Raw genomic sequence first — 23,972 nt, forward strand, 5'->3', positions numbered from 1 at the left:
GACGGACAAGTCATGAGAACGCCATTTTGTTGTCAAGGATGCGGTATAAGCCGCTTTCGGATGTCAGAATCGGATCGGACCAAGCTGGTGGAAGAACACCGGTGATAAGTAAGGAGTCTTTACATGAGTGTGCAAACACCTACATTAGAAGAAGCGCAGGGTCTCCTGCAAAAATATTATGGCTACCCCGACTTCCGTGAGGGACAGAAAAAGATCGTAGCCAGCCTGCTCGAACGTGAAGATACGCTGGGTATTATGCCAACCGGGGGCGGGAAATCGATCTGTTATCAGATCCCCGCTTTGTTATATTCGGGTTTGACACTTGTCGTCTCCCCGTTGATATCGCTTATGAAGGACCAGGTCGATGCACTGACCACGGCTGGTATTGCAGCCGCCTATATTAATAGTACGCTCAGCGGCAAAGAAGTGAATGATCGCATCCGCGCGGCGCAGCGCGGTGAGCTGAAGCTGCTCTACGTCGCGCCTGAGCGACTGGAGCTAGACTGGTTCCGAGAGGAGATGGGCTATTTGCCAATCTCTTGCGTTGCTGTGGATGAGGCCCACTGTGTGTCGCAGTGGGGGCATGATTTTCGGACAAGCTACCTGGCGGTAGCGCCGTTTGTGGACAGTTTGCCGGAGCGGCCGGTGGTTGCGGCCTTTACGGCTACAGCGACGCCCGAGGTCATGGGCGATATTCTGCGGCTGCTGCGTTTGCAGGACCCGCAGACGTATGTGACCGGACTTGGGCGGGATAATCTGGCGTTCAGCGTGCTGCGCGGCGAGAGCAAAAAGGACTTTGTCCTGAATTACGCGCGCGAGCACGCCAGCGAGCCGGGTATTGTGTACGCCGCGACCCGTAAGGACGTGGACGATCTGCATCAGCGTTTGCTGCAGGCGGGATTGCCAGCAGGACGCTATCATGCCGGGATGACGGACGATGAACGGGCCCAGAGCCAGGAAGCTTTTTTGTACGATGATATCCGGGTGATGGTGGCGACAAATGCGTTCGGGATGGGGATTGATAAATCCAACGTACGTTACGTTATTCATAACAGCATGCCGAAGAACATGGAAGCCTATGTGCAGGAAGCCGGGCGTGCGGGACGGGACGGAGAGCCGAGCCAGTGCATTTTGTTATTCGGGGCACAGGACATTATCACCCAGAAGTTCCTGATCGAGCAGAACCCGATGGAGGGTGACCGCAAACAGAACGATTACCGGAAGCTGCAACAGATGGTGGACTACTGTTACACGACGCGTTGTCTGCGCAGTGCACAGCTGGATTATTTCGGTGAGGTGCATGAGGACAAGCCGTGCGGTATTTGCAGTTCATGTACGGACGACCGTGAGCTGGTGGATATGACGATTGATGCGCAGAAAATATTCAGCTGCATTCACCGCATGCGTGAACGGTATGGTGTATCGCTGGTCGCTTCGGTGCTCAAAGGCTCCCGTGCCAAAAAAGTACTTGATTACGGCTTCAACTCCCTGCCAACGTACGGCGTGATGGGTAATCGTACGGAACGTGAAATCGCGGAGATCATCAACGTCATGGTATCGGAAGGCTATCTGATGCTGTCAGAGGGGCAGTATCCGGTTGTTCGTTTGCAGCCACTGGCGGTGGAAGTGCTCAAAGGTCAGCGTGAAGTGATGCAGCGGGTGGTGCGCAAGACGGCGGCGACGGCTTCGGGTACAAACTATGGCGGACGTCGTGGACGCGATGCAATGCCATCTGCGGTTAACGAGACGGTATTTGAGCAGCTGCGTCTAATCCGTCGTGATCTGGCGGCGAAAGAGCATGTTCCGTCGTACATTATTTTCAATGACGCGACCTTGCGCGAGATGAGTGTGGTATGTCCACAGACAGAACGTGACATGCTGGATATCAAAGGGGTCGGTGAGGTTAAGTACCGCAAGTACGGGCTGCCTTTCCTTGAGTTTTTCCAGAAGCAAACGGGCGAAGAAGTGGATACGGATGATGACGCTTTTTACGAGTATGAGTGAGTTGTTGGATTCGTGCTTTCGATTGTGCAAAGTCCAAGTTCAAGTGTTCAAATAGATGAGATAGATGTTTTTAGATTTAGTGATGCTTCGTCCATGATATGGGGAATCGTTCGTTACCGGTGTGGTTTGTGGGCAGTGCGTAGTGCGTAGTGCGTAGTGCGTAGTGCATGCAACGTGATTGAGGTTTACCACAGATGGAGCGCGAATGAGGACTTTTACAAGTTGAAGTTGGATGTGTCGTCTCTGAGGTGTGGACAAAAGACAGTGAATTGTCTTTCATAAGGTGGACATTGGTCATAGGAATGGCAGACAGTAGCGTATACAGCATGTAGTTTGATTGTGTGTATCTCATACTGTATGTTGTGTTTTGGGTTTGGCGGGGTGGATATGTCTTTTTGAAAGGAGTGTCCACTCTTTGAAAGACAAAAGTTGGATATGTCCATGTGACATGGAATGGCTATCAAAAGAGGTTTGCATGAACAGCGTCCGAGGCCGGATGGATGGCTGCGCAGCTTTCCTTTTACCAAAAATAAGGTCTGGGTGTCCAGGCAAAGGTTGTGAACCATGAAAGTTATTCTTTCTACATTAAATGCAAAGTACATCCATACCTCGTTGGCCTTGCGGTGTCTGAAGGCGTACAGTGAGAAGGATTTTGATATTGAGCTGGCCGAGTACACGATCAAGGACCCGGTCATGAATATCGTATCCGATCTGTATCAGCGCGGTGCTGACATTATCGGGTTCTCGTGTTACATCTGGAACATTGAAGAGACAATCAAGGTCATTGATATTTTGAAAAAGGTTATGCCTGAGGTGAAAATTCTGCTCGGCGGGCCGGAAGTGTCCTACGACACGGAATATTGGATGAACCGGATTCCCAATGTCGATTTCATCGTGATGGGGGAAGGGGAAGAGACGCTGCATCAGCTTTTGACGGAGCTGGAGGGGGACAAGAAGTTCCACTTCGTATATGGACTGGCGTATCGCAAAGGGGAAGAAGTCATTCTCATGCCAGGACGACCGAAGGCGGATCTGAATGATCTGCCGTCACCGCACCGTTTTGAAGAGGATATCCCGGAGCTGGGGAAACGTGTTGTTTATTTTGAGACCAGCCGTGGCTGTCCGTTCAGTTGTCAGTTCTGTCTGTCCAGTATTGAGGTCGGCGTGCGGTATTACGATATTGAGCGGACAAAGTCGGACATTCTGTACCTGATCGAGAAGGGTGCAAAGCTGATCAAGTTTGTGGACCGGACATTTAACATCAAGCGGGATTATGCGCTCGAAATGTTCAAATTCCTGATTGAGAATCATCAGGGGACGGTGTTCCAGTTTGAAATTACAGCCGATATTATGCGTCCCGAGGTACTGGACTATTTGGCAGAGAATGCTCCGCCGGGCACATTCCGGTTCGAGATTGGGGTTCAGTCTACCAATGATCCGACCAATGAACTGGTGAAACGTCGCCAGAACTTCTCGAAGCTGAGTCGTACCGTGAACAAGGTCAAAGCCAGCGGAAAAATCGACCAGCATCTGGATCTCATCGCCGGACTGCCGGAGGAAGATTACAATACGTTCCGCAAGACGTTTAACGATGTATTTGCTCTGGGGCCGGAAGAGCTTCAGCTTGGATTCCTTAAAATGCTGCGTGGTACGGGGCTGCGTCTGGATGCGGAGAAGTATAACTACACGTATATGGATCACGCGCCGTATGAGATTCTGGGCAGTGACGTGCTGCCGTTCAGCGACATCGTGCGCCTGAAGCGACTGGAGGATGTGCTGGAGAAATACTGGAACGCACACCGAATGGACCATACGCTGAAGTATCTAATGGAGCAGGAGTTCGATTCGCCGTTTGATTTCTTCCAGGCGTTCGGGGATTACTGGGAGGGTCAGGGCTGGCAGAAAATCGGTCACCAGCTGGAGGATCTGTTCACCCGTCTGCACAGCTTCCTGGAGTCGCGCAACACACCGCACATGGATGTTGTGCTTGGCTTGATGAAGCTCGATTATTTCCTCGGTCACAAATACAAACCACGCAAAATCTGGTGGGAAGATCCGCTCCAGAAAGACCAGTGGGCGGGATATATGAAAACGTTGGCTGAACGTCCGGAAGACGTTCGCCTGCCGCGCGTTGCCGGTGCCGCAGGCACGGCATGGCTGGAAAGCAGCGGCACGAGTGCGATTGCCGCTGCGGGAAGTTCGGCTGCTGCCGGAGAAGACTCTGCCGCAGAAGCGGCTGGTGTGATCGGCAGCGATGGCGCGGCGTCCGCCGTCGATGGAGCGGCGGACATGGGGGACGGCAACGCTTCGCGTGCGTTGCCGATGACCTCAGCCATGACCGCACAGACGGTCATGGGCGCCCGTGCTTTCGCCGACCTTGGTCTCGGCGAAAAGGAACTGCAGAAGCACACCGTACTGGATGTGCTTCCGTTCCGGCTTGAGCGTGTGCTAGCTGGCGCCAGCCCGCTTGCCGCGAAAGGCCGGACGCTGCTGGTCGTAGTATACCAGCAGCATGAAGGGCAGCAGGCGCAGTATTACACGCTGCCGCTGGGAGAAGAAGCCGCTGCCATATAGAAGCAGCAGCATGTGGGAGAACACCGCGATCATTAACGCGGTGCCCCCCCCCCCCGTGAGGTGCTGCCCGAAATGGGCGCAACACCTCAGCCTTACCCGGCTTGCCATTGCATAAGCCGAGCTAAGCTTTACCTTTTACAACTTCAAATTTTTCCGAAAGCATCGGAAGGTCATTGGATTCCCATAGGGGATGAGAATGGTCTTCCTTTTTTTGTTTACTCGAATTCTATAGAATCACATGTCCAATTCAGTTAAAGGAGGGCTTCGTATGAATGATAAGGCTAAAACGGAAGAAACAATTACCATAACTAAAGGTTCAGCCGACTTATTATATGTCCAAATTTCCTATAACAATGAGCATATTCAGCGCATTCGGCAGATAGCGGGTAGACGGTGGGAGTCCGAAGCGAAACGGTGGATCATCCCTAATACGATTGTAACAATCCAGAAATTTACGAACCTTTTTGATTCAGTACATGTGCAGATTAGCCCGAAGTTGTGGGTGGAGAGTGACGTATTGAGGAAATGGAAGATAAGTGGAGAACATCCCAAATGGAAAAGAGATCAAGTACAGCAAGCGCTAAAATTAAGAGGATACAGTCGCAAAACCATTAAAGCATACTGTAGTCAAATTGAACGATTTCTGGCTAGTGTTCCTCAAGTAGATACAGACATCAGCACATCCAATGTCCAGACATATTGTTTGAGTTTGCTTGAGAGAGGCGTTTCCCATTCCAGTGTGAATCAGACGATTAGTGCGATCCGATTCTATTGCAAACATGTGCTTCATAACCCGACAGAGATCCAGTATATTCGTCCAAAGAATCAAACCAAACTGCCCAACGTCATGTCTGAAAAAGAGGTTGCTCAATTACTTAAATCCGTAACTAATCTCAAGCATAAGACCCTACTGTATCTCACCTATTCGGCTGGGCTGCGTGTAGGCGAAGTCGTTCGTCTACGCTATAGCGATCTGGATATTGAGCGTCAGACACTGATTGTAAGGCAGGGGAAAGGTCAGAAGGATCGGAGAACGCTCCTCTCCAATCTTGCTTGGGAAATTGTGCAGAAATACATTGCTGCGTATAGACCCAACCGTTGGTTGTTCCCAGGACAATCTTCGGATCGGCATCTGACTGAGCGCAGCGTGCAAAAGGTTTTTGAAGAAGCCAGACAAAGAGCAGGCATTGTGAAAAAAGTTAGTATTCATGCCTTGAGGCACTCTTTCGCTACGCATTTACTAGAGAACGGAACAGACCTGCGCTACATTCAGGAGCTGCTTGGTCACACGAGTGCAAAAACAACACAGCGCTATACGCATGTCAGCACGAAAAATATTCAGCGAATTCAGAGCCCACTGGATCGTATGGAAATGGGAGATTGAGAACCCATTAATTCTCCCTTTTTCACCAAATTTTTCTTCGCAAATATTACCGCATAGGTTATCATATACGTAGTTCAGATATTACGATGAATGTGTGATATTTTGCGAAGTACATAAATTAAATATTATCAGAAAGTGCTGAAATCCTTGAGAAGGAGAAGTTCTTTATATGAATATCAAAGAAATAAAAATGAATTCATTAGCTCTAAAAAAACAACTTAAAGTACTAGTTGAAAACGACTTTCTAACAGATTATAAATTCATTGAAGACATTCCAGAATCACCAGGTCAGTATTGGGAGTTTAAACTAAGTTTGCTTAATGTAGATCTTGATAAAGAGATCACTAGGAGTGTCGGTTTTCTTGTAGGTAATGGTAGATTTAAAAATGTTAATTTATCAATAAATGATTTTTTCAGTAATAATGATGCGCTAGCTGAGGAAATTTATACACTCGACGAATTTACAGCATTTAATAACCTAGTTCCAATACTAAAGAATTTCGATGAATATGAAAACTTGGGTTATATTGTTGCGATACAGCTTAACTCATTCATTATTGGTGGAAACGATTGGCTAAGGCAAGTTTGTGATGAGTTTATATTAATAATTCATTTAGACGAAAAAAATAATGATGAGATCTGCATTAGCACAATGCAAAGTGAAAGATATAAGATAAAAATTGAAGAATCCAATCAAACAAATTTCTTAATAGTTCCGTTTGATAAGTGCCGATATTTTGTTAATTATTCTAGAGTAGAGGGGTACTACGATATGAAGTACTACGAATATGAAGTGGCTTTTTCCTTTGCAGGTGAAGATCGAGAATTGGTTGATGAAATTGCCGATCTTTTAAGAAAATCTAATATTAGAGTATTTTATGATATGTATGAAACTGTTTCATTGTGGGGGAAAGACTTATACACACATCTAGACGAAATATATAGAAATAAATCAAAATACTGCGTAATGTTTATATCAGAGCATTACAAACAAAAAGTGTGGACAAATCATGAAAGGGAAAGTGCTCAGGCGAGATCCTTTGTTGAGAAAGTAGAATACATACTTCCAATTAGATTAGATGATACTGAAATACCTGGAATTAGATCAACTACTGGGTATATTGATGGGACTCTCTTTAATGCTTCTGATATAGCAGGATTTATCAAGAGTAAAGTTAGAGGTTTTTGAGAGAGTTTTCAAAGAAGCCAGCACCCTCTGATAACACAGTATTCACGCTGCGGGCCTTTCGGCCCTTGGATCGCCAGAAGGTGAGAAGCCAAGAAGCGAATTCAGGCGAACAACCTCTGCGAGCCTAAGTCTGACGACCCGATCCCTAGCGGTCACTTAAGGCTCTCGGGTTCGTGAATACAACAACGTTATCGGAAATCTTCGTAAATATAAATCAAATAAACTCAAGGGGGATTGCGATGAAGAATCAAAAACCAGTAGCTATCGAAGAATACAATGAAGAATGGCCAAAAGCATTCAATATAATAGAATCAATTTTATCAAATAAACTTGGTGGTCTAGCATTACTAATCGAGCACGTTGGAAGTACATCGGTACCGAATCTTGCAGCCAAGCCAATAATTGATATTGATGTAGTAATTGAATCTATGAAGTACCTACCAGGGGTGATCAAGAAGCTAGACGAACTAGGATATGTACACGTGGGTGATTTAGGAATTAAGAACAGAGAGGCATTTGCAAGAAAGGACGTTTATGTACCTTACAGTAGTGAAGGCTACGTGAAGCATGAACATCATCTATACGTATGCAATAGAGAAAGTGACGAACTAAAAAGACATATAATGTTTCGAGCTATATTAAGAAAGTATCCCTTGTTGGCATCTGAGTACACAAATTTGAAGATCCAACTGTCAAGGGAATTCAGAAACAATCGCAAAGCCTATACTGAAGGAAAGACAGAATTTGTTACGAGGATAATGAATGAGTATAAAGATGTTTTGTAGAGTATTTCAGTAAGACGAAGACATCCGATAACAAAGTGTTCCAACTTCGCGACTGTCGTCGCTCGGTCTGCCTGAGGAATTTTCATTGATGCAGATTCAGGCAGACACATCGTTTTCCTAAGATAAGGGAAATCGACGTCAGGAACACAAAAACGTTATAGGAAATCAGCAAACACATAAAGAAAACTTATTTTATTCAAGATTTTTTAAGGGAAGTGATTGAGTGAATAAAGACATTCTACTTGAGTGGGACAGTAAGCATAGTGCGATGAAGAACACGAAAGAAAACTATTGGAAAACCTATAGGAAGTGGCGTGACGAGAACAAAAGCGATTATCATGATACTTTCATGGGCAAATTATATGATGAATTTATAAGCGTTGAAGAGCGAGCCATATACCTAAAATATAGTTTTAATACAACAGAAGCCGTAGTATTTTGCTCGATTAATATTTTTTACATAGAAGAGCACATAGGAACTTATGATATAGAGTTCTTTTTGAATGGTGAGATTGCTGATGATTATCTGGATTTTGGAGACGCATTACTTAAAGATCGGATCATTAAAGTAAAGCATAATTTGAAGACTGCAAGAAGCGCTATAAAACTAGGAATTGAAGTATCAGATATTTCGAAAATCACAGAAATTCCACTCAAATATATAGAAATATTAAAAGAAAAATATAGTTGATATAAAGGGAATGTTACAAGAGGGATAAGCAATTCAAAGAAGCTGCTGACATCCTATAACATAATATTCAAGCAGCGGCTCCTTAAGGAGCCTTGGTCTGCGAGTTGGATTTCGAAGAGGGATTTCAGCAGACAACCCCTTTGGGGTTCATGAATACAGGAACGTTATGCGCAATACCTGAAGTTCAGATAATAGAAGGAGTGATCCGGGATTAACAATTTTTCTGTAGAAATGTTCAAAAGTAAATATGCATGTACAGAGCACCCAACAATAATTATTGATGGCGTTCCCTTCGATTTATATCTTCATAATCTGTATCCAGACAACTTATTTTTAGGATTAGTTCCTACTATTACTGATTGGATTCACATGAAGGAAGAGGCTATATTTGTACTCAGCCGATTTCATTCGGAACAAGAGACTGTAATATTGCCAATCTTAATGTGTCCAGACGATTGTGACTTAATTTGTACAGTAATCGTTGCTGAAGTGATCATTAATAATAATCAGATAATATGGAAGCGTGTGGGAACAGATATAAGTAATTTAGGATTGACATCTCAATATGAACTAATTGGGACTGAAGTTAATTGGTTAAATTCAGTTCCTGAAATGATATTTGATAAGAATACATACCTAGAGAACCTCAAGTTGATATATAAACCAATTGAATAAATAAATATCGTAGAATTTCAGAGAAGTCAGATGCTGCGCATAACAACATATTCACGCTTTGGTCCACTCGGCCCTCGGTCCGGCAGAAGTTAGAAAAGGACTCGAAGTGGCATTTCAGTAGCAGAGAAGCAGATTCAGCCGGACACATCCCCCACCTAACCGCGTCGCGGCCACCACTTCGTGGCTTAAGGTGGAGGGACGTCGTGAATTCAAGAACGTTAAATGAAATCATTGCAGAATTTAAAACTCTTATTAGTATTTATTGAATACATACAGTAGAAAGTAGGGATTTAATTTTGTATGGAGTAGTCCTTCATTTTGATTTAGAAACAGAACGAATCATAAAAACGCTTTGGAAGGAATTAAGCGATAGCGGTATATCTAACTATGCTTATGAGATTGAGAATAGAAAGCCTCATCTAACACTATCAGATTATTCAGATCTAAAGGAATCGGAGTATAGCGAATTGTTTGATGGTTACTATAATTCGGCTCCAAAAATTCGTCTTAGCTACAACACATTAGGAACCTTTATGAACAGCGGAGCCTTATTCTTATCCCCAAATCCGACCGAGGAACTTATAAACTTTCACTCTAATTATCATAACCACTTCAAGAAATATAATGCTTTTTCCAATCTGATGTATCACCCTGAAAGATGGATACCCCATTGTACGATTGCCAACCACTTAGATGATCAAAAACTTTTAGAAGCATTACATTTCACTACAAAAAGATTAGAGAGTATGCAAACTGAAGTACAAGAAATATCATTGATCAAAATTATATACCAGAATAATAAAAGAGTGATTGAAACTGTAATTAGTAAGGCACTTATATAAGATCTTTGTAAGTTAATCGGTGAAGACAATGACATCATCTAACATATTATTCACGCTGCGGGTATACGCCCTTGGTCCGGCATAAGCCGGACACCCGACATGCGTCGGGTCGTGAATACAGGAATGTTATACGAAAATTCAGAAAAGAAAAAAGCAGTTAGGGTTTCCTAACTACCATATCTTTAAAATCGATATTCAATTGCAATGTCGATAAAAAATCCACACCTAAGATTCCATCGAAACCATAAGGTTCTTTTGTTTGTCCAAGCTGAATGACGAAATCATTTAATGTATGGTGGTTTAAGGTCAACGAGTGAACGGGCTGTTGAAATGAAAGTTCACTTTGACCTCCAATTCCATACATTCGAACGGCACGACCTTGTATAGGATCAATGGTTAGGCCAGTAGGCTCGATTAAATCAATATCAAAGATGGTAGTTGCACATCCTGTATCCAATAATACATTGGGAAGCAAGACAGATTGATTTTGATAAGTGAATAAAACTTCAATAATAGGAAGGCCATTAACTAATCTTATTCTCATCGAAGACCTCTAATTCCAATGAATTCTTGTTCTTGAACTTCGATGTTCTCATTGGCAGTATGAAAGATATAGTACTCACGTGAAGGTTCAGAAGAATGATGTTTTTTGTAAGCATCCCAAGCAAGCTTAGTATCTTCATAATCATTAATGACAGAGAATTCTTCAATATTACGCATGTTATTAGCTGAGTAGGCTGAAATTGCTTCAACAAGAACCCAACGATTAGGAAACTGAACTCTAGCCTCAGACCATTTCATATCCTTTCCTCCTTTGATTCTTTGCTTTTAATTGTACGTAGAATAGAGGAGAAGGGCAATAAAGAAGTTAAAGTATAGTCAAAGGCGTCTGAATCTTCGTATAACATAATATTCACGCTGCGGGCATACGCCCTGGATTCGGCATCCGCCGAACACTCGACGTGCGTCGGGTCGTGAATACAGGAACGTTATCGGAAATACTCAGAACTACAAGCATAATAAAAGGAGAAATGAGAGATGGAAATATATATATCCAATAATGATGATGCTCTGAACAAGTATTCTCAATTTACGGAACTATTCAAAAATAATAGGTTTTTGATCGATCAGGATCATGATTTTATCAAAGATTATCTTTCCAGTCTTGTAACAAAAACATATGAAGTGATGAATGGTCAAAAATTTTATAGAGCAAGGGTTAATGGATTGAGTCCGTTTAATGAGGATAAGGATTTAGGAGCTCCGCCTGACGGAAAAGCTTCTTATGGTAGGGTAAATCCTAAAGGTATTTCTTATCTCTATGTAGCAGAAGCTAAGGAAACTGTCATTGCAGAAGTCCAACCATGGCTAAATGCAAGTGTCACAATAGCTGAATGTACTGCATTAGAAACATTAAAGGTAGTAGAGTGTTAAGCAGAAAAGCAGACTCTCATTAAGCCTCTCAGGTTTATAAACATGACGTACTGTAATATGAAGTGCGACAACTACTGGAAATAAAAAAATGGCCCATAGCCTGATTCGTGTAGAATGAAAATTACCACACCAGCATTCACACAAGGAGAATCTTTCATGAGTTATTCACATCTTAGCATAATCAAACGCAGCAAGCTAGAAATCCTACATCGACAATTTAGCAACCTTCATTGAACGGAAAACACGCCTGTACACCGCGATTCAAATGCCTGATCGTACGGCTCTATCGATGGAGATTGCCTTTGGTGTAGCCGCTGCTCAGTATCTTGCTGTAGCTTTTCAAACTGCTACAACAGACCGTGACAAGGAATTTGCCTGCTACGCGAACTTGGAGGAAACGCACGACGTACAGATCTATTTTGCCGACCCTTCTCTTCCTGGCAACGAGGTTCAAATTAGGATGCAAACGGCTTACTTTGTGAGTTTTTTCCTAAGGGCACAGACTTTACTCAAATATTAGATGCAGCATTGGATCGTTCGCTTCATTTAATCAACCATCGCCCTCGGAAATGTCTGGGCTGGAAAACCGCTCACGAATCTTTCACAGAGGAACTGTCGCACTTGGTTTGACAATCTATCACGTAAAAACGGTAGGTGAAATTAATGCAAATAAGATGAATATGGATAATATTTACGATTTAATCCGGTTCGAGGAAACAAAACAACTGGTGGCGTATGCAGGATCTGTAAGTATCAAAAACCCGACATAAATTGCGGGCTTTTGATACTTTATTGTTGGGGGATGAAAGGCGCTACCCAGTAAATTCCTGGACCCATGTGTTGTTATAATAAGCAATACCGATATGAGTATAACTATTATTCAGTATATTTGCTTTGTGGCCAGGGCTATTCATCCACTCCTTCATAACCTGGGTAGGGGTGGTTTGCCCTTTTGCGATGTTTTCTCCAGCGGTATTATATGTGATCCCGAATTCCTTCATCATATCGAAGGGGGATCCATGTGTTGGCGAATTATGATCAAAGTAACTGTTGTTGTACATGTCCTGTGCCTTGACCATAGCCACATTTGACAATTCTTCATTCCTACTCAAGGAACTTAATCCTGTTTTGGCCCTTTCTTGATTGACTAGATCCAGAACCTGCTGCTCAAAATCGGTTTTATCCGTAGTATTTTTTTTACCTTTCTGTACTTGTCCTGTTGGCTCCTTATTTTCAGGATTTCCTGCAGGTGCCTGGTTTACTGGATTTCCATCCGGTGTTCGAACCAGATCCAACAAATCCAATGGAATTCCATTTTGGGCTTCTTTTGTTGTAATAGATCTCTCTTGCCAAGATGTAGCTGTTGATGATGCCTGTGTGAGGACAGAGTTTGGTGCAGCAGCATGATCATGAATTGAAATTTGTTTTTGCTCAGGAGTCACTTGTTTTTGCATCATATTGTTATGGGACGAACAGCCTGCCACCAATAATAATATTATTAAAACGAAAAACTTTGCCATTTGCCAACCTCCTAGATCCGTTAGTTAATGAAGTTCCCGGATTTATGTTTTCCTGTATGCCATTTACTTATTCCTAATATGCTTCTCTCCTTATCCAGTACTTTTTTATGATCGATACCGTTTAGATAGCCTTGTCTTTTTTTGTGTCTCGAGGAAAGCGTGTTGCGAATGGTTATGGATAAAGAAGGCCATATCGGGTCATAAATGCATCACGGGATGAATGTTATCTATTTCAATGGGATTCCTGATGATTGGAGTATTTCGATGGATAATTGGAATCTATTCAAACTAATTTCACTCCTTCATTATTGTCGCGAGATACAGTGTACTTTTCAATGTCCTGCTTAATTAAACGCCCCCGTTGGCGGTATAGACAATTTAATAGAATATAAACCATATGCTGCATCATATAAAACAAACTGAAAGCAAATATTTGATAATTCGATGAAGCCAGAAACTGCGTTTAACACAGTATTCAAGCTGTATAGCTATCGCCCCTTGATTGACAGATGTATAATGATGGAAGGAATATCAGTCAACAAACGCCCCAGCCTAAGATAAGAGCTATCTAAGGCCGGGGCGTTTCGTGAATACAAGAAAGTTATGAGAAATCATCGTAAATAAATTACAAGATAGGAACTGTATAATGCTACTCATTATATACAGTTATGGTTAAGTGCTTGAAATATTCGTTTTAACTAATCTTATGAGGTGGTTATTATGCAAATAAGAAAAGCAACGATTAATGATGCAAAAGGCATTGCAAAAGTTCATGTGGATAGTTGGAGAACAACTTACAAAGGTATTATTCCAGATGAATTCTTATATAATCTATCATATAAAAAAAGAACTGAATTATGGATCGAAAATATTGAAAGAGAAGATAATTTTGTAGTTATAGCAGAAAACCCAGAAGGAGAAATTATTGGATTTGCAGATTCTTGGAAGAGAGAAACAAATATAGTAGCCAATTCTAGTGATTTAACATCTATATACATACTTAAGGAATATCACGGAAGAGGTCTAGGCAAAGAATTACTTAAACAACTTTTTCTACAATTTAAATTTTTAGGCTATCAAAAGATATTTGTTGAAGTTCTAGAAGATAATAAGACACGATATTTCTATGAACATTATGGAGCTAAATTATGTAAATCAATTCAAATAATAATCGGAGGAAAAGTTCTAAATGAATTAATTTATGAATGGGATAACATTGATGAGGTTTTAGCGAAATTCAGTAGAACGGAAGCGGACTCAGGCGACAACCACTGAGAGGCTAGGTCCTGACGGACCCAGTCGCTACGTTCCTTTGAGCCTCTCGGAGTGAATACAGCAACGTTATCTAAAATCAGGACAAATAAGTAATATCAAAATCTAGGAGTGTGATTCGACTTGGAGAACTCAAATTTAAAAGATCTTATTGAAAAATACCTGAGCGCATATAACACGTTTAACATTGATGGAATGATAGGAGTTTTGAATGAAAATATTCATTTTCGAAACATTTCTAAAGGTGAAGTGAATTCGGAAACAAAGGGGATTCAGGAATTTCGCACATTAGCAGAGCAGTCCATTCAGGTATTTTCTCAAAGGCGTCAAGTAATAAAGAACATTATTTTCGCAGGAGATAAAGCAGAGGTTGACATTGATTATGAGGGAATATTGTCCAGTGATCTCCCTAATGGAATGAAGGCAGGAGAAACATTAAAACTTCAAGGGAAATCAATATTTCAAATGAAAGATAAGAAGTTAATACTGATTGAAGATCTTAGTTGAAACATTATTGAAAGTTATTCATAGATTACCCTGAAATCAAATAACAATATATTCATGCATCGAGCATACGCCCTCGGTCCGGCAGAAGCATTTCAGGGAAGCAGGGGCTGCCGGACATACTTGGCATACGCTAAGCGTCGTGGATGCAGTAACGTTAGCCAAAAGAAGTTCTTAGTTTAGGAGGAGTCTCTATGATATTAGAAAAAGTTATAAATAGAATTGTAATACAAAGTGAATATAAGGATTTTGTTGATAAGTATATAGATAATATACTTAACGAATTTAAAGGTAAGATCCATAGTATTTATATGTGTGGCTCGATTCCAAAAGGAACGGCTACACCTTTTAAGTCAGATGCAGACTTTACTATTGTATGTGCAAATCCTGAAGATATTGATTACGAAAGAATATCAAATATTAAAGACAGGCTTTTGGAAGAATATCCAGTCCTAACTAAGATCGATACGATTATTTGCTCGATTGACGATGTATTAAGTAAACCACATGAGTGGGGTTTTTGGGTTAAGATCATTTGTGTTTGCATGTATGGTCATGACATTGGTGAAAAAGTACCACCGATAATTATTTCTCCAGAGTTCATTCTAGACTTAAATACAGAGACCAAAGAAGAAGTAGATCGTGTACGTCGTTCACTTTCTACTGCTAGTGATCACAAAATGAAAACTAAATATATTAAAGGGTATTCGAAGAGATTAATTCGTGCATTATACTCTTTGGTTTTAGTAGATACAGGTGTATGGCAAGATGACATTATTGAGATGAAGAATGCCATATTAAACTATTGTGAGATTGACTCCGCTTTAGTTGAGTATCTGTATGCTTGTTACTTGGATAGTGATGTACTTGTTGAAGAGTTTCTGGGAACTGCAGATGAAGTATATAGCTATTTTGAGAATGCCTTAAATGCAATAGCTGCTTCCAGAACTTCCTTCGACTAACAAAATATTGACGATCCGGGTCACTCTGAGAAGCGAATGACCAGATTCAGCCCCTAAGCCGTCGGGACCCACTGCATTAGGTGTTCGGCAAGCCTCACAACTATAAGCAGCGACTCTAAGGGGCCAGGACGTCGTCAATACAAAACGGTTATCTGACATAAACCTATTACATTTTAGGAGCAAATAATGAATATCACTTTCTCGAAATGGGTGCAATATTATCGAAGAAATAATCAAAACCTCAAATATATTCATTGGGATGACAACTATAAATTAACAACTAATGAAAGAAAAATAATCATTAAGTCAATTCAACAGTTTCAATTAGGAGAAAACTCTGAAGGTAAATATCTAATTAAACGTGCGCAAGAATATGTACATCAGACGCAAGATCAGGATTACTATGAAGCACTTATAGAATTCATTAAAGAAGAACAGCGGCACGCTAGAGATCTAGGCAGATTTATGAAGGTACAGGGAATCCCACTCCTTCGTAGACATTGGGTGGACAATGCATTTAGAAGATTACGTCGATATGCGAGTCTAGAACAATCAGTCATTGTTCTATTAATTGCTGAGATCATTGCTAAGTTGTACTATAAAGCCTTGCAAAAATCTACAAAGTCAAAAGTATTAATCGATTTATGTAATCAGATTTTAAGTGATGAGGAGAAACATGTTCAGTTTCAATCCGAAACACTTCATAAACTTGCACAAAATAGAAACGTTCTCTTTAACAGAATAGTTTATATCCTTCGTAGAATCCTTTTTGAAGGGACGCTAATTATAGTATGGTATCAACATAAGCCTGTGTTTAAAGCTGGGGGATATAAACTCAAAAGTTATTACTATGAATGCCGTCATGAGTTTAACTTAACGAAGAAGATTATAGCTAATTCACAGTAGAGATTTACGACAGATAACATTATATCCAAGATTTCAAAAAGAGAGGTAAATGTAAAAATGAAAAGAGAACTTTTGGATAAAGCCATACAACTTCGCGAAGAAGGACGAGCTAAGCAGGATCAAGCGATACTTGCTGAAGCGCGTACAATGCTTTTAGATTTGCTTTTCACTTACCCGGACGATGCTGAGATCAATTTTCAGACGGCTGTTGCTCATGACAATTCAGGACTAGGAAAAGAAGCCATTCCATTTTATGTTCGAGCTATTGAACAAGGACTATCCGGGCCAGATCTTGAAAGAGCATTGCTTGGTCTGGGAAGCACATATCGATATTTAGGATTTTATCAGGAAGCAGAGGAAACATTGCGTCGAGGTGTAAAAGAGTTCCCTGATCATAGAGGTCTTCAAGTGTTTCTGGCGATATCTCTTTATAATACGGGAAAATACAAAGAATCAACTGAACTTCTTTTAGCTAATTTGCTAGAAACAACTTCAGATGAAAAACTTCAGTATTTTAGCAGACCGATTCAATACTATGCACTACATCTTGATGAAACCTGGGAATGAGTTAAGAAGGGAGATATTCATATTAGTAATATAGACAAGCGAAATAGACTGAGTGAGGAAGTTTTCTCTTATACATTAACGTAGGACAATAAAGTCTTTATATACTGGAATGGAAAGCAAGTTTCAATATTATCCGGCAAGGCAAGTAATAAATTTTTAAATTCAATTGAAGGTAAAGATCATAAGGAAATACAGTTAGTCATGGCAAAGATTACTGGGAATTTTAAACGCGGCAATGAGAAAGATAACAAATCTGAGCAGTAAAATGCAGCTGATGCATGAAGGTCTGACATCTCATAATGCCATAGCACGTTGAGGGCATCCTGTTAGGTGATTAAGGTTGTTGGATTCGGGATATATCTAATCTAATGGATATTTATATGATAGACAGGAGCTGGAAACGATGATAAAAGGATTCGGAGGAATTTTCTGGAGAACCAAGAATCTTGAAGTGGTAAAAAAATGGTACAGTGATGTGCTGAAGATTGAAATAGAAGATTGGAATGGGACTGTGATCAAACCCGAAGCAGGTAATGAGACCATCTTTTCTTTCTTTCCGGAGAATGACAGTTATTTTCCGACAGAACAACAAGTGATGTTAAATTTCCAAGTGCATGATATAAACGAGACTATTCAACATCTTGAACATATTGGGGTACCTCTTGTTAAGAAAAAAGAGATTAGTGAATATGGAAAATTTGTCTGGATTGAAGATCCTGAAGGTCGACTGATTGAGCTTTGGGAAAAATAACGTGAATTCAGTTTGCTATCGACTCAATGTTCGAGAAAATGAGTGAGAAGCTTGCACAGATCACATTAGTGATCGTGCAGGCTTTTTTTATTAAAACGAAGGTCATTTACAAAAAAAAGTTGAAAGCGTTTTATAGGTGTGATACTATTTTATCAAGATAATAATTTATTATTTGTACAATAAAAATACATTGTTGAATGAAGAGAAGGGAGTTCAAATTGATGGGGAGTGAGAATCGGCAGTATCTGGAGAGGTTTTTTCCGATCGCTTCATTTATTGCGGCAATTATAGGACCTAAATGTGAAGTCGTCGTACATGATATCAGTGATCCGGAGCACTCTATTGTTTTTATTGAGAACGGTTATATTAGCGGACGTGAAGTAGGCGATGCATCCACTGACCTTGTTTTGAAAATCCTCAAATCGGAAGCTTATCATGAGGAACAGTATATAGCCAACTACAAAGCGTCAGGCAAATTCGGTCAGAGTTTCCGATCGTCTACCTACTATATAAAGAATGATGAGAATAAGCTGGTTGGACTGCTCTGCCTGAATATAGACGTTACTCATATGGAAGTAGCGGCTGAATGGGTTCAACATATTTTACAAGGAGGACCTAACCCGTATGTAATGCCTGCTGCTGCTGAAAAGTCGAAGGAAGAAAAGCAAACAACGGAGTACCTGCAGGGAAATGCAGATGATCTGCTGCAGCATATGATAACTTCGGTTATTGGCAAATTAAAAATTCCGCCGGAACGTTTGTCATCGCAGGAGAAGATTGAAGTTGTCCGCGAATTAAACGAGCTTGGAGTTTTCTTACTGAAAGGCGGCGTTTCACAGGTAGCAGCTTCTTTATCAATATCTGAACCTACAGTATATCGCTATTTACAAAAGCTGAAATAAACAGAAATCCAGATGGAAAACAAGAAGGTGAGATACATGAGCTATAACTTTGATCAAATGATTAGCAGAGTAGGTACCAATAGCGCGAAGTGGGACGGGGTTGTGAACAGTTTGGGGGACGATATGATCGTTCTCTCTGTTGCGGATATGGATATCCAAGCGCCTCCTCAAGTCGTGAATAAGGTGAGCGAGATGGCGCGGCACGGAATCTACGGATATACCGATGCGTTCCCTCCGTATTATGAGGTCGTACAACAATGGCTTGATAAAGCTTACAGATGGGATGTACCGAAAGAATGGATTGTGTTCTGCCCGCGAATTGTACAGGCTGTATCGATTATAATCGAAAGATTCACAGAACCTGGTGACCGAATTTTGATGCATACTCCGGCATATCAACCTATCGCTAATGCTGTTGAAATTAATCATAGAAAACTAGTGGAAAGCCGGCTGCTGCTTAGAGATGGACGATATGAGATCGACTTTGATGATATGGAGCGCCAAATGAGTGCAGGGGTCAAGATTGTTCTGTTAATCTCTCCACATAATCCGACCGGGCGTGTATGGACAAAGGCGGAATTGGAACGTATAGCCGAGCTCTGCATTCGTTATGATGCATTGCTCGTATCGGATGACATTCATGCTGACTTTATTCACGAAGGACACGAGCATACGATTATCGCGAAATTATCAGAGCAGATTGCGGAGCGTTCCATTATTTGCACTTCGCCAGGTAAAACCTTTAACTTAGCAAGTCTTGAAATCGCTAATATTGTGATCCCGAATATGCAGTTACGAGAGGGATTCCAACTTGGGTTACGACAGGCCGGCATTCATAATCCTACTTTTTTTGCCATCCCTGCTTTGGAAGTGGCTTATACGGAGTGTGATGATTGGCTTAACGAGCTTCGATCTTATATTACGGACAATATTTCATTTACGGAAGATTTTTTTGCTGAGCATATGCCTGAACTAAAAATAGTGAGAGCAGAAGGAACCTACCTTCTGTGGGTAGATTGTACGGCCCTTAGCAGAAATGAAAGCGATTTAATGGAATGGATTCAACAAAAGAGCCGGGTTAGCGTCAGTTTTGGTTCGTCCTTTGGCGTGGATGGCGAAGGATTTATTCGCCTGAATCTCGGTGCTCCCAGGGCACTATTGCAAGAGGCTTTTGAGCGAATGGTCAGCAATTACCCTTTAAAGTAACAGATAACTTCTTACATCATCGATAGGGGGAACCTTACAATGGCTATGCCAAATAAGGAAAAGACGGTTAAGCAACCTACTCTGTTTTTAGCTTTATTACCGATTGTTACTATGGTTTTACTGTTATGTATAGGATATGTTCTATTCGAATTGCCACCTGAGCCGCTAATCATTATATCCACAGTAGTTGCCGGAATCATCGCCATTAAGCTGGGTCACAACTATGACGACATAATGAATTCCATCGCGCAAAAGATCGCAAAGACCATGCCGGCTATCTTGATCCTGATTACTGTCGGATTTATGATTGGCGCCTGGATGATCGGTGGAACGATACCCATGATGATCTATTATGGACTTAATATTATTAATCCGCAATTTTTGCTGATTACGGCATTCATTGTCACTTCCATTGTCTCCTTATGTACAGGTACCTCTTGGGGATCAGCAGGTACGATCGGCGTAGCATTTATGGGGGTAGGAGCTGGCCTCGATGCGAATCTGGCTGCTGTTGCAGGTGCAGTTGTAGCAGGGGCATATTTTGGAGACAAACTATCTCCTTTATCAGATACAACAAACTTGGCAGCGCTGTCAACAGGAGTTAACTTGTATGAACATATAGGTCATTTGCTGTATACCACGGTCCCATCATTTATCGTAGCTGGAGCGGTCTTCTTGATCACTGGTTTTAATAGTGGTGGCTCGGATATGGCTATTCCTGAGAAGGTTGTTACGATTATGGATACTTTAAGTACAGTGTTCAACTGGAATTTATTATTACTGCTTCCGGTATTGATCGTATTGTACGGTTCAATTCGCAAAAAACCTACCATACCGGTGATGCTGATTTCCTCTTTTGTAGCAATGGCGAACGGTATGATCTTTCAAGGGTTTACACTGCATGATGTAATTACTTCCGTCATTAACGGCTTCGATGTAGCTATGATTAACGTTCAAGGCTTCGATGCCGCTACAGTGATTTCAGATATTCCTAGGTTGCTGAACCGCGGTGGGATGAACTCCATGATGGGAACATTGTTGATTTGCTTCTGTGCCATTACCTTCGCCGGTACCATTTCGTTGACCAAGTCGCTGGAATTGATTGTAGGTAAGATCCTTAAATTTGTACATTCGACAGGATCGCTGATTTTGGCAACAATTGCTACTGGTCTGACGATGATCGGGGTAACGAGTAATGGGCAGGTATCGATCCTGATGCCTGGTGAAATGCTGCGAGAGGCTTACATTCGCCGTGGACTGCATCCGAAGAACCTGGGTCGAACCATTGAGGATTCCGCTACCATTATTGAACCGATCTTGCCATGGACCGCAGCAGGGGCTTATATGGCTGGTACGCTTGGCGTCGCAACTCTGTCATATTTGCCTTGGGCAGTCCTCTGCTGGACAGGTATTATCTTTGCGATCATCTGGGGTTTTACAGGCTTTGGAATCACCAAGCTGACTCCAGAGCAGCAGCAGGAAATGCTCAAGGAATATGATGATGCAAAAGCAGCCAAATCATTATAAGAGGGGGGATCACACCCCTCGCTTGTGTAACAGAAAAAACAAAGCGTATTAATGCGTGGATAAAGGGAGAGAATTTCTATGACAAAACAAGAGAGAATATCAATCGCAACTTCAAACGCTCCAGGTGCGATCGGTCCTTACTCACAGGCTGTACAATTTGGGAATATGATGATTACTTCCGGGCAGCTTGGAATGAATGCTGCAGGAGAGTTTCCGGATTCTGTATCGGAGCAGGCGAAGCAATCGCTAACTAATGTGAAGGCAATTTTGGAAGCTGCAGATTATGCCATGGAGCATGTAGTGAAAACGACGGTATTTCTAAAAGACATGAACGATTTCCAAACTGTTAATGAAGTATATGCGACTTTCTTTGCGGAGCCTTATCCGGCACGCAGCGCCGTTGAGGTTGCAAAGCTGCCGAAGGACGGACTTGTGGAGATTGAAGTAATCGCGGTAAAATAACTAGTATTCGATGAGCCTCCGGGAAACCGGGGGCTTTTTTATCGTACAGATTGTCAAACAAATTAAAAGCTTATGAAAAGTGGCAAAAATCGCGTGTTGATAGTATAACAGTACTTGTATGGCGGCTTGTTTAATTGACGCCCAAATATTACAATATTATGATATGGTCATCGCTAAACATGAATTTTGGCTCCAAATAAAGAGAGCAAGGGGAGGTGCTGTAATGCCAAAATTAAAAGATATCGCAGAACGTGTAGGCGTATCCATATCAACGGTTTCGCGTGCGATCAGCAATGATACCAATCGACCGGTCAATGAAGGGACAAAGCGAAAAATTAGGGAAGCTGCTCTTGAATTAGGATATATTTTGGAAGAACCCTCCAAATCTATTGGCAAAGATAATACCTCAGCCAAACGGATAGCTTGTATCGTGCCACAAATTTTGATGGATGATCATCCGTACTTTTCACAGGTACTGACAGGTTTTCACGTTAAAATGACGGAACTGGGACTGCCTCCAGCAATTGTCCGCACTTGCGAAGAACTTAGTGACACTGAACGGATAAAGATGATGCTTCAGGAAACGGGTACTCAAGGTATAGTCGCAATCAGCTGGTACGATGAAAAATTGTTTGAGCTGCTTGAGCAAGAGAATATCACTGTATTGGGTGTAAGTCTCAATGACGAAAGGCTTACTGTACCTGTCGTTGACTGTGACCGAATATTTTCTGCCCGCACAGCAGTCCGTCATTTGATCGAGCAAGGCCATACCCGGATTGGGTTTATCGGTGGCCCCGCATATTCGGAACAAATAGAGAGCGAAGAAAGGTACGTCGGTTATAAATTTGCCATGCTGGAAGCAAACCTGAATCTGAATGAACATTGGATTATCAACACCAACTGGAATGTGAATCTCAGCTACAGCAGATTGACGGATCTCCTGACCGAGACGCCCAAGTCTGATTGGCCGACGGCAATTTTTTGTGCAAGTGATATGCTCGCTATTCCTGCGATGCGGGCAGTGGTTGAACAAAATGGCCGTATTCCTCAAGATATCGCATTCGTGGGCATGGATAATATTTCTATGGCGCAGTATACAACCCCACCTCTGACGTCCGTGCAAGTTCCAAAATATGAAATCGGCAAAGTAGCAGCACAATTAATTAACGATTATCTGGAAGGACGTTATTCATCTCTCCATAAAGTGTTGTTGCCCAGCACCCTTATTGTGAGGGAATCATCTGTTTATGATCGTACAAATCGTACGAATGACTAGATAGTTGTGTGATATTTTGTTACATATGAATCCAGATAACTTTAATATAAAACCTACGAGGAATGCATCCACGTGGGTTTTTCTTGTTTTATTTAGCCAAATTTAATCCAAATTAAGCCAAAAAAATGTTTGACAACTGTCTGTGGGCTATATTATGATGTATTGAATCAAGCGTTTGGATTTGTTTTCTATATTTTTGGATTTAGCCAGCAGCTAAGATTTTATCTTAAAACAAATTATTGATTGCGCTTCCACACCCCTTTAAATCAATGTTTATATAAAATAAACAAGAATCCTCTAAAACTCTTACAACCTATTATCCAAACTGATTCCTTTCAATTTACATAAAATATACTCCAAATAGAACCAAATATATATCCAAATATATATCCAAAAAAACAAATCCTTTTGCGTTAGATGATGAAGTCATCTATTAACGCTATTCACTCACTTTGTGTAACAACTTCTAACATATAAGTACTTTAAATCAAATCTTGAAATCAAAAAAGAAAGGTGGGAACTGCTTCGAGCGGCGTAAG

23 protein-coding genes and 2 pseudogenes are annotated in these 23,972 nt (G+C 41.5%); 22 read left to right on the forward strand and 3 right to left on the reverse strand.

Annotation, left to right across the window (positions count from 1 at the left end):
- The first annotated feature begins 123 nt into the window (after positions 1–123).
- The 8 genes from recQ (at position 124) to HP548_RS30870 (ending at position 10,144) form a co-directional block, all read left to right on the forward strand.
- Positions 124–2,004 (forward strand): DNA helicase RecQ, encoded by a 1,881-nt coding sequence (gene recQ / locus HP548_RS30835; protein WP_175383786.1) that lies wholly within the window; start codon positions 124–126, stop codon positions 2,002–2,004.
- Between the two features lie 564 nt (positions 2,005–2,568).
- A complete protein-coding gene (locus HP548_RS30840; RefSeq protein WP_175383787.1) occupies positions 2,569–4,578 on the forward strand; it encodes a B12-binding domain-containing radical SAM protein in 2,010 nt (669 codons plus the stop codon).
- 268 nt (positions 4,579–4,846) lie between these two features.
- Positions 4,847–5,962 carry a tyrosine-type recombinase/integrase gene (locus tag HP548_RS30845; protein WP_246318274.1) on the forward strand — a complete coding sequence of 372 codons (1,116 nt, stop codon included), beginning with the start codon at positions 4,847–4,849 and terminating at the stop codon, positions 5,960–5,962.
- A gap of 169 nt (positions 5,963–6,131) precedes the next feature.
- Complete coding sequence (locus HP548_RS33135) at positions 6,132–7,151, forward strand: toll/interleukin-1 receptor domain-containing protein (protein ID WP_217504866.1); 1,020 nt, start codon at positions 6,132–6,134, stop codon at positions 7,149–7,151.
- Between the two features lie 239 nt (positions 7,152–7,390).
- Positions 7,391–7,936: a GrpB family protein gene (locus tag HP548_RS30855; protein WP_175383788.1), complete on the forward strand. Its 546-nt coding sequence runs from the start codon at positions 7,391–7,393 to the stop codon at positions 7,934–7,936.
- A gap of 223 nt (positions 7,937–8,159) precedes the next feature.
- Positions 8,160–8,627, forward strand: a complete 468-nt coding sequence (locus HP548_RS30860; RefSeq protein WP_090808360.1) for a hypothetical protein — start codon at positions 8,160–8,162, stop codon at positions 8,625–8,627.
- A 231-nt stretch (positions 8,628–8,858) separates the two neighbouring features.
- Positions 8,859–9,302 (forward strand): hypothetical protein, encoded by a 444-nt coding sequence (locus tag HP548_RS30865; RefSeq protein ID WP_217504867.1) that lies wholly within the window; start codon positions 8,859–8,861, stop codon positions 9,300–9,302.
- 296 nt (positions 9,303–9,598) lie between these two features.
- Positions 9,599–10,144 carry a 2'-5' RNA ligase family protein gene (locus HP548_RS30870; protein WP_175383789.1) on the forward strand — a complete coding sequence of 182 codons (546 nt, stop codon included), beginning with the start codon at positions 9,599–9,601 and terminating at the stop codon, positions 10,142–10,144.
- Between the two features lie 157 nt (positions 10,145–10,301).
- Here HP548_RS30870 and HP548_RS30875 read toward each other — a convergent pair whose 3' ends face one another.
- Both HP548_RS30875 and HP548_RS30880 read right to left on the reverse strand, forming a co-directional pair.
- Complete coding sequence (locus tag HP548_RS30875) at positions 10,302–10,688, reverse strand: aspartyl protease family protein (protein ID WP_090894639.1); 387 nt, start codon at positions 10,686–10,688, stop codon at positions 10,302–10,304.
- Positions 10,685–10,945 (reverse strand): hypothetical protein, encoded by a 261-nt coding sequence (locus HP548_RS30880; protein ID WP_175383790.1) that lies wholly within the window; start codon positions 10,943–10,945, stop codon positions 10,685–10,687. The genes HP548_RS30875 and HP548_RS30880 overlap by 4 nt, the downstream gene beginning before the upstream one ends.
- Positions 10,946–11,182: 237 nt before the next feature.
- Between HP548_RS30880 and HP548_RS30885 the strand changes: the two genes are divergently transcribed.
- Positions 11,183–11,578, forward strand: a complete 396-nt coding sequence (locus tag HP548_RS30885; RefSeq protein WP_090894643.1) for an RES family NAD+ phosphorylase — start codon at positions 11,183–11,185, stop codon at positions 11,576–11,578.
- Positions 11,579–11,795: 217 nt separating this feature from the next.
- Positions 11,796–12,208: pseudogene (locus HP548_RS34245) on the forward strand (IS30 family transposase); the annotation flags it as partial.
- 182 nt (positions 12,209–12,390) lie between these two features.
- Here HP548_RS34245 and HP548_RS30895 read toward each other — a convergent pair.
- Positions 12,391–13,098, reverse strand: a complete 708-nt coding sequence (locus HP548_RS30895; protein ID WP_175383791.1) for a CAP domain-containing protein — start codon at positions 13,096–13,098, stop codon at positions 12,391–12,393.
- Between the two features lie 720 nt (positions 13,099–13,818).
- On the opposite strand from HP548_RS30895, the gene HP548_RS30900 reads away from it, so the two are divergent.
- From HP548_RS30900 to HP548_RS30950, 12 genes and pseudogenes are all read left to right on the forward strand, one after another.
- Positions 13,819–14,373, forward strand: a complete 555-nt coding sequence (locus HP548_RS30900) for a GNAT family N-acetyltransferase (protein WP_175383792.1) — start codon at positions 13,819–13,821, stop codon at positions 14,371–14,373.
- A 120-nt stretch (positions 14,374–14,493) separates the two neighbouring features.
- Positions 14,494–14,877, forward strand: coding sequence for a nuclear transport factor 2 family protein (locus HP548_RS30905; protein ID WP_175383793.1), 384 nt, complete (start codon positions 14,494–14,496; stop codon positions 14,875–14,877).
- A gap of 191 nt (positions 14,878–15,068) precedes the next feature.
- Positions 15,069–15,836 (forward strand): nucleotidyltransferase domain-containing protein, encoded by a 768-nt coding sequence (locus HP548_RS30910; RefSeq protein WP_175383794.1) that lies wholly within the window; start codon positions 15,069–15,071, stop codon positions 15,834–15,836.
- Between the two features lie 186 nt (positions 15,837–16,022).
- Entirely contained in the window at positions 16,023–16,742 is a 720-nt protein-coding gene (locus HP548_RS30915) for a ferritin-like domain-containing protein (protein ID WP_175383795.1), read from the forward strand.
- Positions 16,743–16,799: 57 nt separating this feature from the next.
- Positions 16,800–17,309 (forward strand): tetratricopeptide repeat protein, encoded by a 510-nt coding sequence (locus tag HP548_RS30920; protein WP_175383796.1) that lies wholly within the window; start codon positions 16,800–16,802, stop codon positions 17,307–17,309.
- 21 nt (positions 17,310–17,330) lie between these two features.
- Positions 17,331–17,573 (forward strand): annotated as a pseudogene (locus HP548_RS33555) (hypothetical protein).
- A gap of 139 nt (positions 17,574–17,712) precedes the next feature.
- Positions 17,713–18,060, forward strand: coding sequence for a VOC family protein (locus HP548_RS30925; RefSeq protein ID WP_175383797.1), 348 nt, complete (start codon positions 17,713–17,715; stop codon positions 18,058–18,060).
- A gap of 221 nt (positions 18,061–18,281) precedes the next feature.
- A complete protein-coding gene (locus HP548_RS30930; protein WP_175383798.1) occupies positions 18,282–18,962 on the forward strand; it encodes a helix-turn-helix transcriptional regulator in 681 nt (226 codons plus the stop codon).
- 36 nt (positions 18,963–18,998) lie between these two features.
- Positions 18,999–20,168 (forward strand): MalY/PatB family protein, encoded by a 1,170-nt coding sequence (locus tag HP548_RS30935; protein ID WP_175383799.1) that lies wholly within the window; start codon positions 18,999–19,001, stop codon positions 20,166–20,168.
- A gap of 39 nt (positions 20,169–20,207) precedes the next feature.
- Entirely contained in the window at positions 20,208–21,695 is a 1,488-nt protein-coding gene (gene nhaC / locus HP548_RS30940; RefSeq protein WP_175383800.1) for a Na+/H+ antiporter NhaC, read from the forward strand.
- Between the two features lie 78 nt (positions 21,696–21,773).
- The gene (locus HP548_RS30945) at positions 21,774–22,157 is read left to right on the forward strand and encodes a RidA family protein (RefSeq protein ID WP_076290115.1); all 384 of its coding nucleotides are present in this window, start codon (positions 21,774–21,776) and stop codon (positions 22,155–22,157) included.
- Between the two features lie 223 nt (positions 22,158–22,380).
- A complete protein-coding gene (locus tag HP548_RS30950; RefSeq protein ID WP_175383801.1) occupies positions 22,381–23,433 on the forward strand; it encodes a LacI family DNA-binding transcriptional regulator in 1,053 nt (350 codons plus the stop codon).
- Positions 23,434–23,972: the final 539 nt, after the last annotated feature.

The sequence above is a fragment of the Paenibacillus taichungensis genome, assembly GCF_013359905.1.
GTDB classification, from domain to species: Bacteria; Bacillota; Bacilli; order Paenibacillales; family Paenibacillaceae; genus Paenibacillus; species Paenibacillus taichungensis.

What these genes read in the sequence shown, in the direction of transcription:
- recQ (WP_175383786.1), top strand. Translation starts at nt 124, where the DNA reads ATGAGTGTGCAAACACCTACATTAGAAGAAGCGCAGGGTCTCCTGCAA.
- HP548_RS30840 (WP_175383787.1), top strand. Translation starts at nt 2,569, where the DNA reads ATGAAAGTTATTCTTTCTACATTAAATGCAAAGTACATCCATACCTCG.
- HP548_RS30845 (WP_246318274.1), top strand. Translation starts at nt 4,847, where the DNA reads ATGAATGATAAGGCTAAAACGGAAGAAACAATTACCATAACTAAAGGT.
- HP548_RS33135 (WP_217504866.1), top strand. Translation starts at nt 6,132, where the DNA reads ATGAATATCAAAGAAATAAAAATGAATTCATTAGCTCTAAAAAAACAA.
- HP548_RS30855 (WP_175383788.1), top strand. Translation starts at nt 7,391, where the DNA reads ATGAAGAATCAAAAACCAGTAGCTATCGAAGAATACAATGAAGAATGG.
- HP548_RS30865 (WP_217504867.1), top strand. Translation starts at nt 8,859, where the DNA reads ATGTTCAAAAGTAAATATGCATGTACAGAGCACCCAACAATAATTATT.
- HP548_RS30875 (WP_090894639.1), bottom strand. Translation starts at nt 10,688, where the DNA reads ATGAGAATAAGATTAGTTAATGGCCTTCCTATTATTGAAGTTTTATTC.
- HP548_RS30880 (WP_175383790.1), bottom strand. Translation starts at nt 10,945, where the DNA reads ATGAAATGGTCTGAGGCTAGAGTTCAGTTTCCTAATCGTTGGGTTCTT.
- HP548_RS30885 (WP_090894643.1), top strand. Translation starts at nt 11,183, where the DNA reads ATGGAAATATATATATCCAATAATGATGATGCTCTGAACAAGTATTCT.
- HP548_RS30895 (WP_175383791.1), bottom strand. Translation starts at nt 13,098, where the DNA reads ATGGCAAAGTTTTTCGTTTTAATAATATTATTATTGGTGGCAGGCTGT.
- HP548_RS30900 (WP_175383792.1), top strand. Translation starts at nt 13,819, where the DNA reads ATGCAAATAAGAAAAGCAACGATTAATGATGCAAAAGGCATTGCAAAA.
- HP548_RS30910 (WP_175383794.1), top strand. Translation starts at nt 15,069, where the DNA reads ATGATATTAGAAAAAGTTATAAATAGAATTGTAATACAAAGTGAATAT.
- HP548_RS30915 (WP_175383795.1), top strand. Translation starts at nt 16,023, where the DNA reads ATGAATATCACTTTCTCGAAATGGGTGCAATATTATCGAAGAAATAAT.
- HP548_RS30920 (WP_175383796.1), top strand. Translation starts at nt 16,800, where the DNA reads ATGAAAAGAGAACTTTTGGATAAAGCCATACAACTTCGCGAAGAAGGA.
- HP548_RS30925 (WP_175383797.1), top strand. Translation starts at nt 17,713, where the DNA reads ATGATAAAAGGATTCGGAGGAATTTTCTGGAGAACCAAGAATCTTGAA.
- HP548_RS30930 (WP_175383798.1), top strand. Translation starts at nt 18,282, where the DNA reads ATGGGGAGTGAGAATCGGCAGTATCTGGAGAGGTTTTTTCCGATCGCT.
- HP548_RS30935 (WP_175383799.1), top strand. Translation starts at nt 18,999, where the DNA reads ATGAGCTATAACTTTGATCAAATGATTAGCAGAGTAGGTACCAATAGC.
- nhaC (WP_175383800.1), top strand. Translation starts at nt 20,208, where the DNA reads ATGGCTATGCCAAATAAGGAAAAGACGGTTAAGCAACCTACTCTGTTT.
- HP548_RS30945 (WP_076290115.1), top strand. Translation starts at nt 21,774, where the DNA reads ATGACAAAACAAGAGAGAATATCAATCGCAACTTCAAACGCTCCAGGT.
- HP548_RS30950 (WP_175383801.1), top strand. Translation starts at nt 22,381, where the DNA reads ATGCCAAAATTAAAAGATATCGCAGAACGTGTAGGCGTATCCATATCA.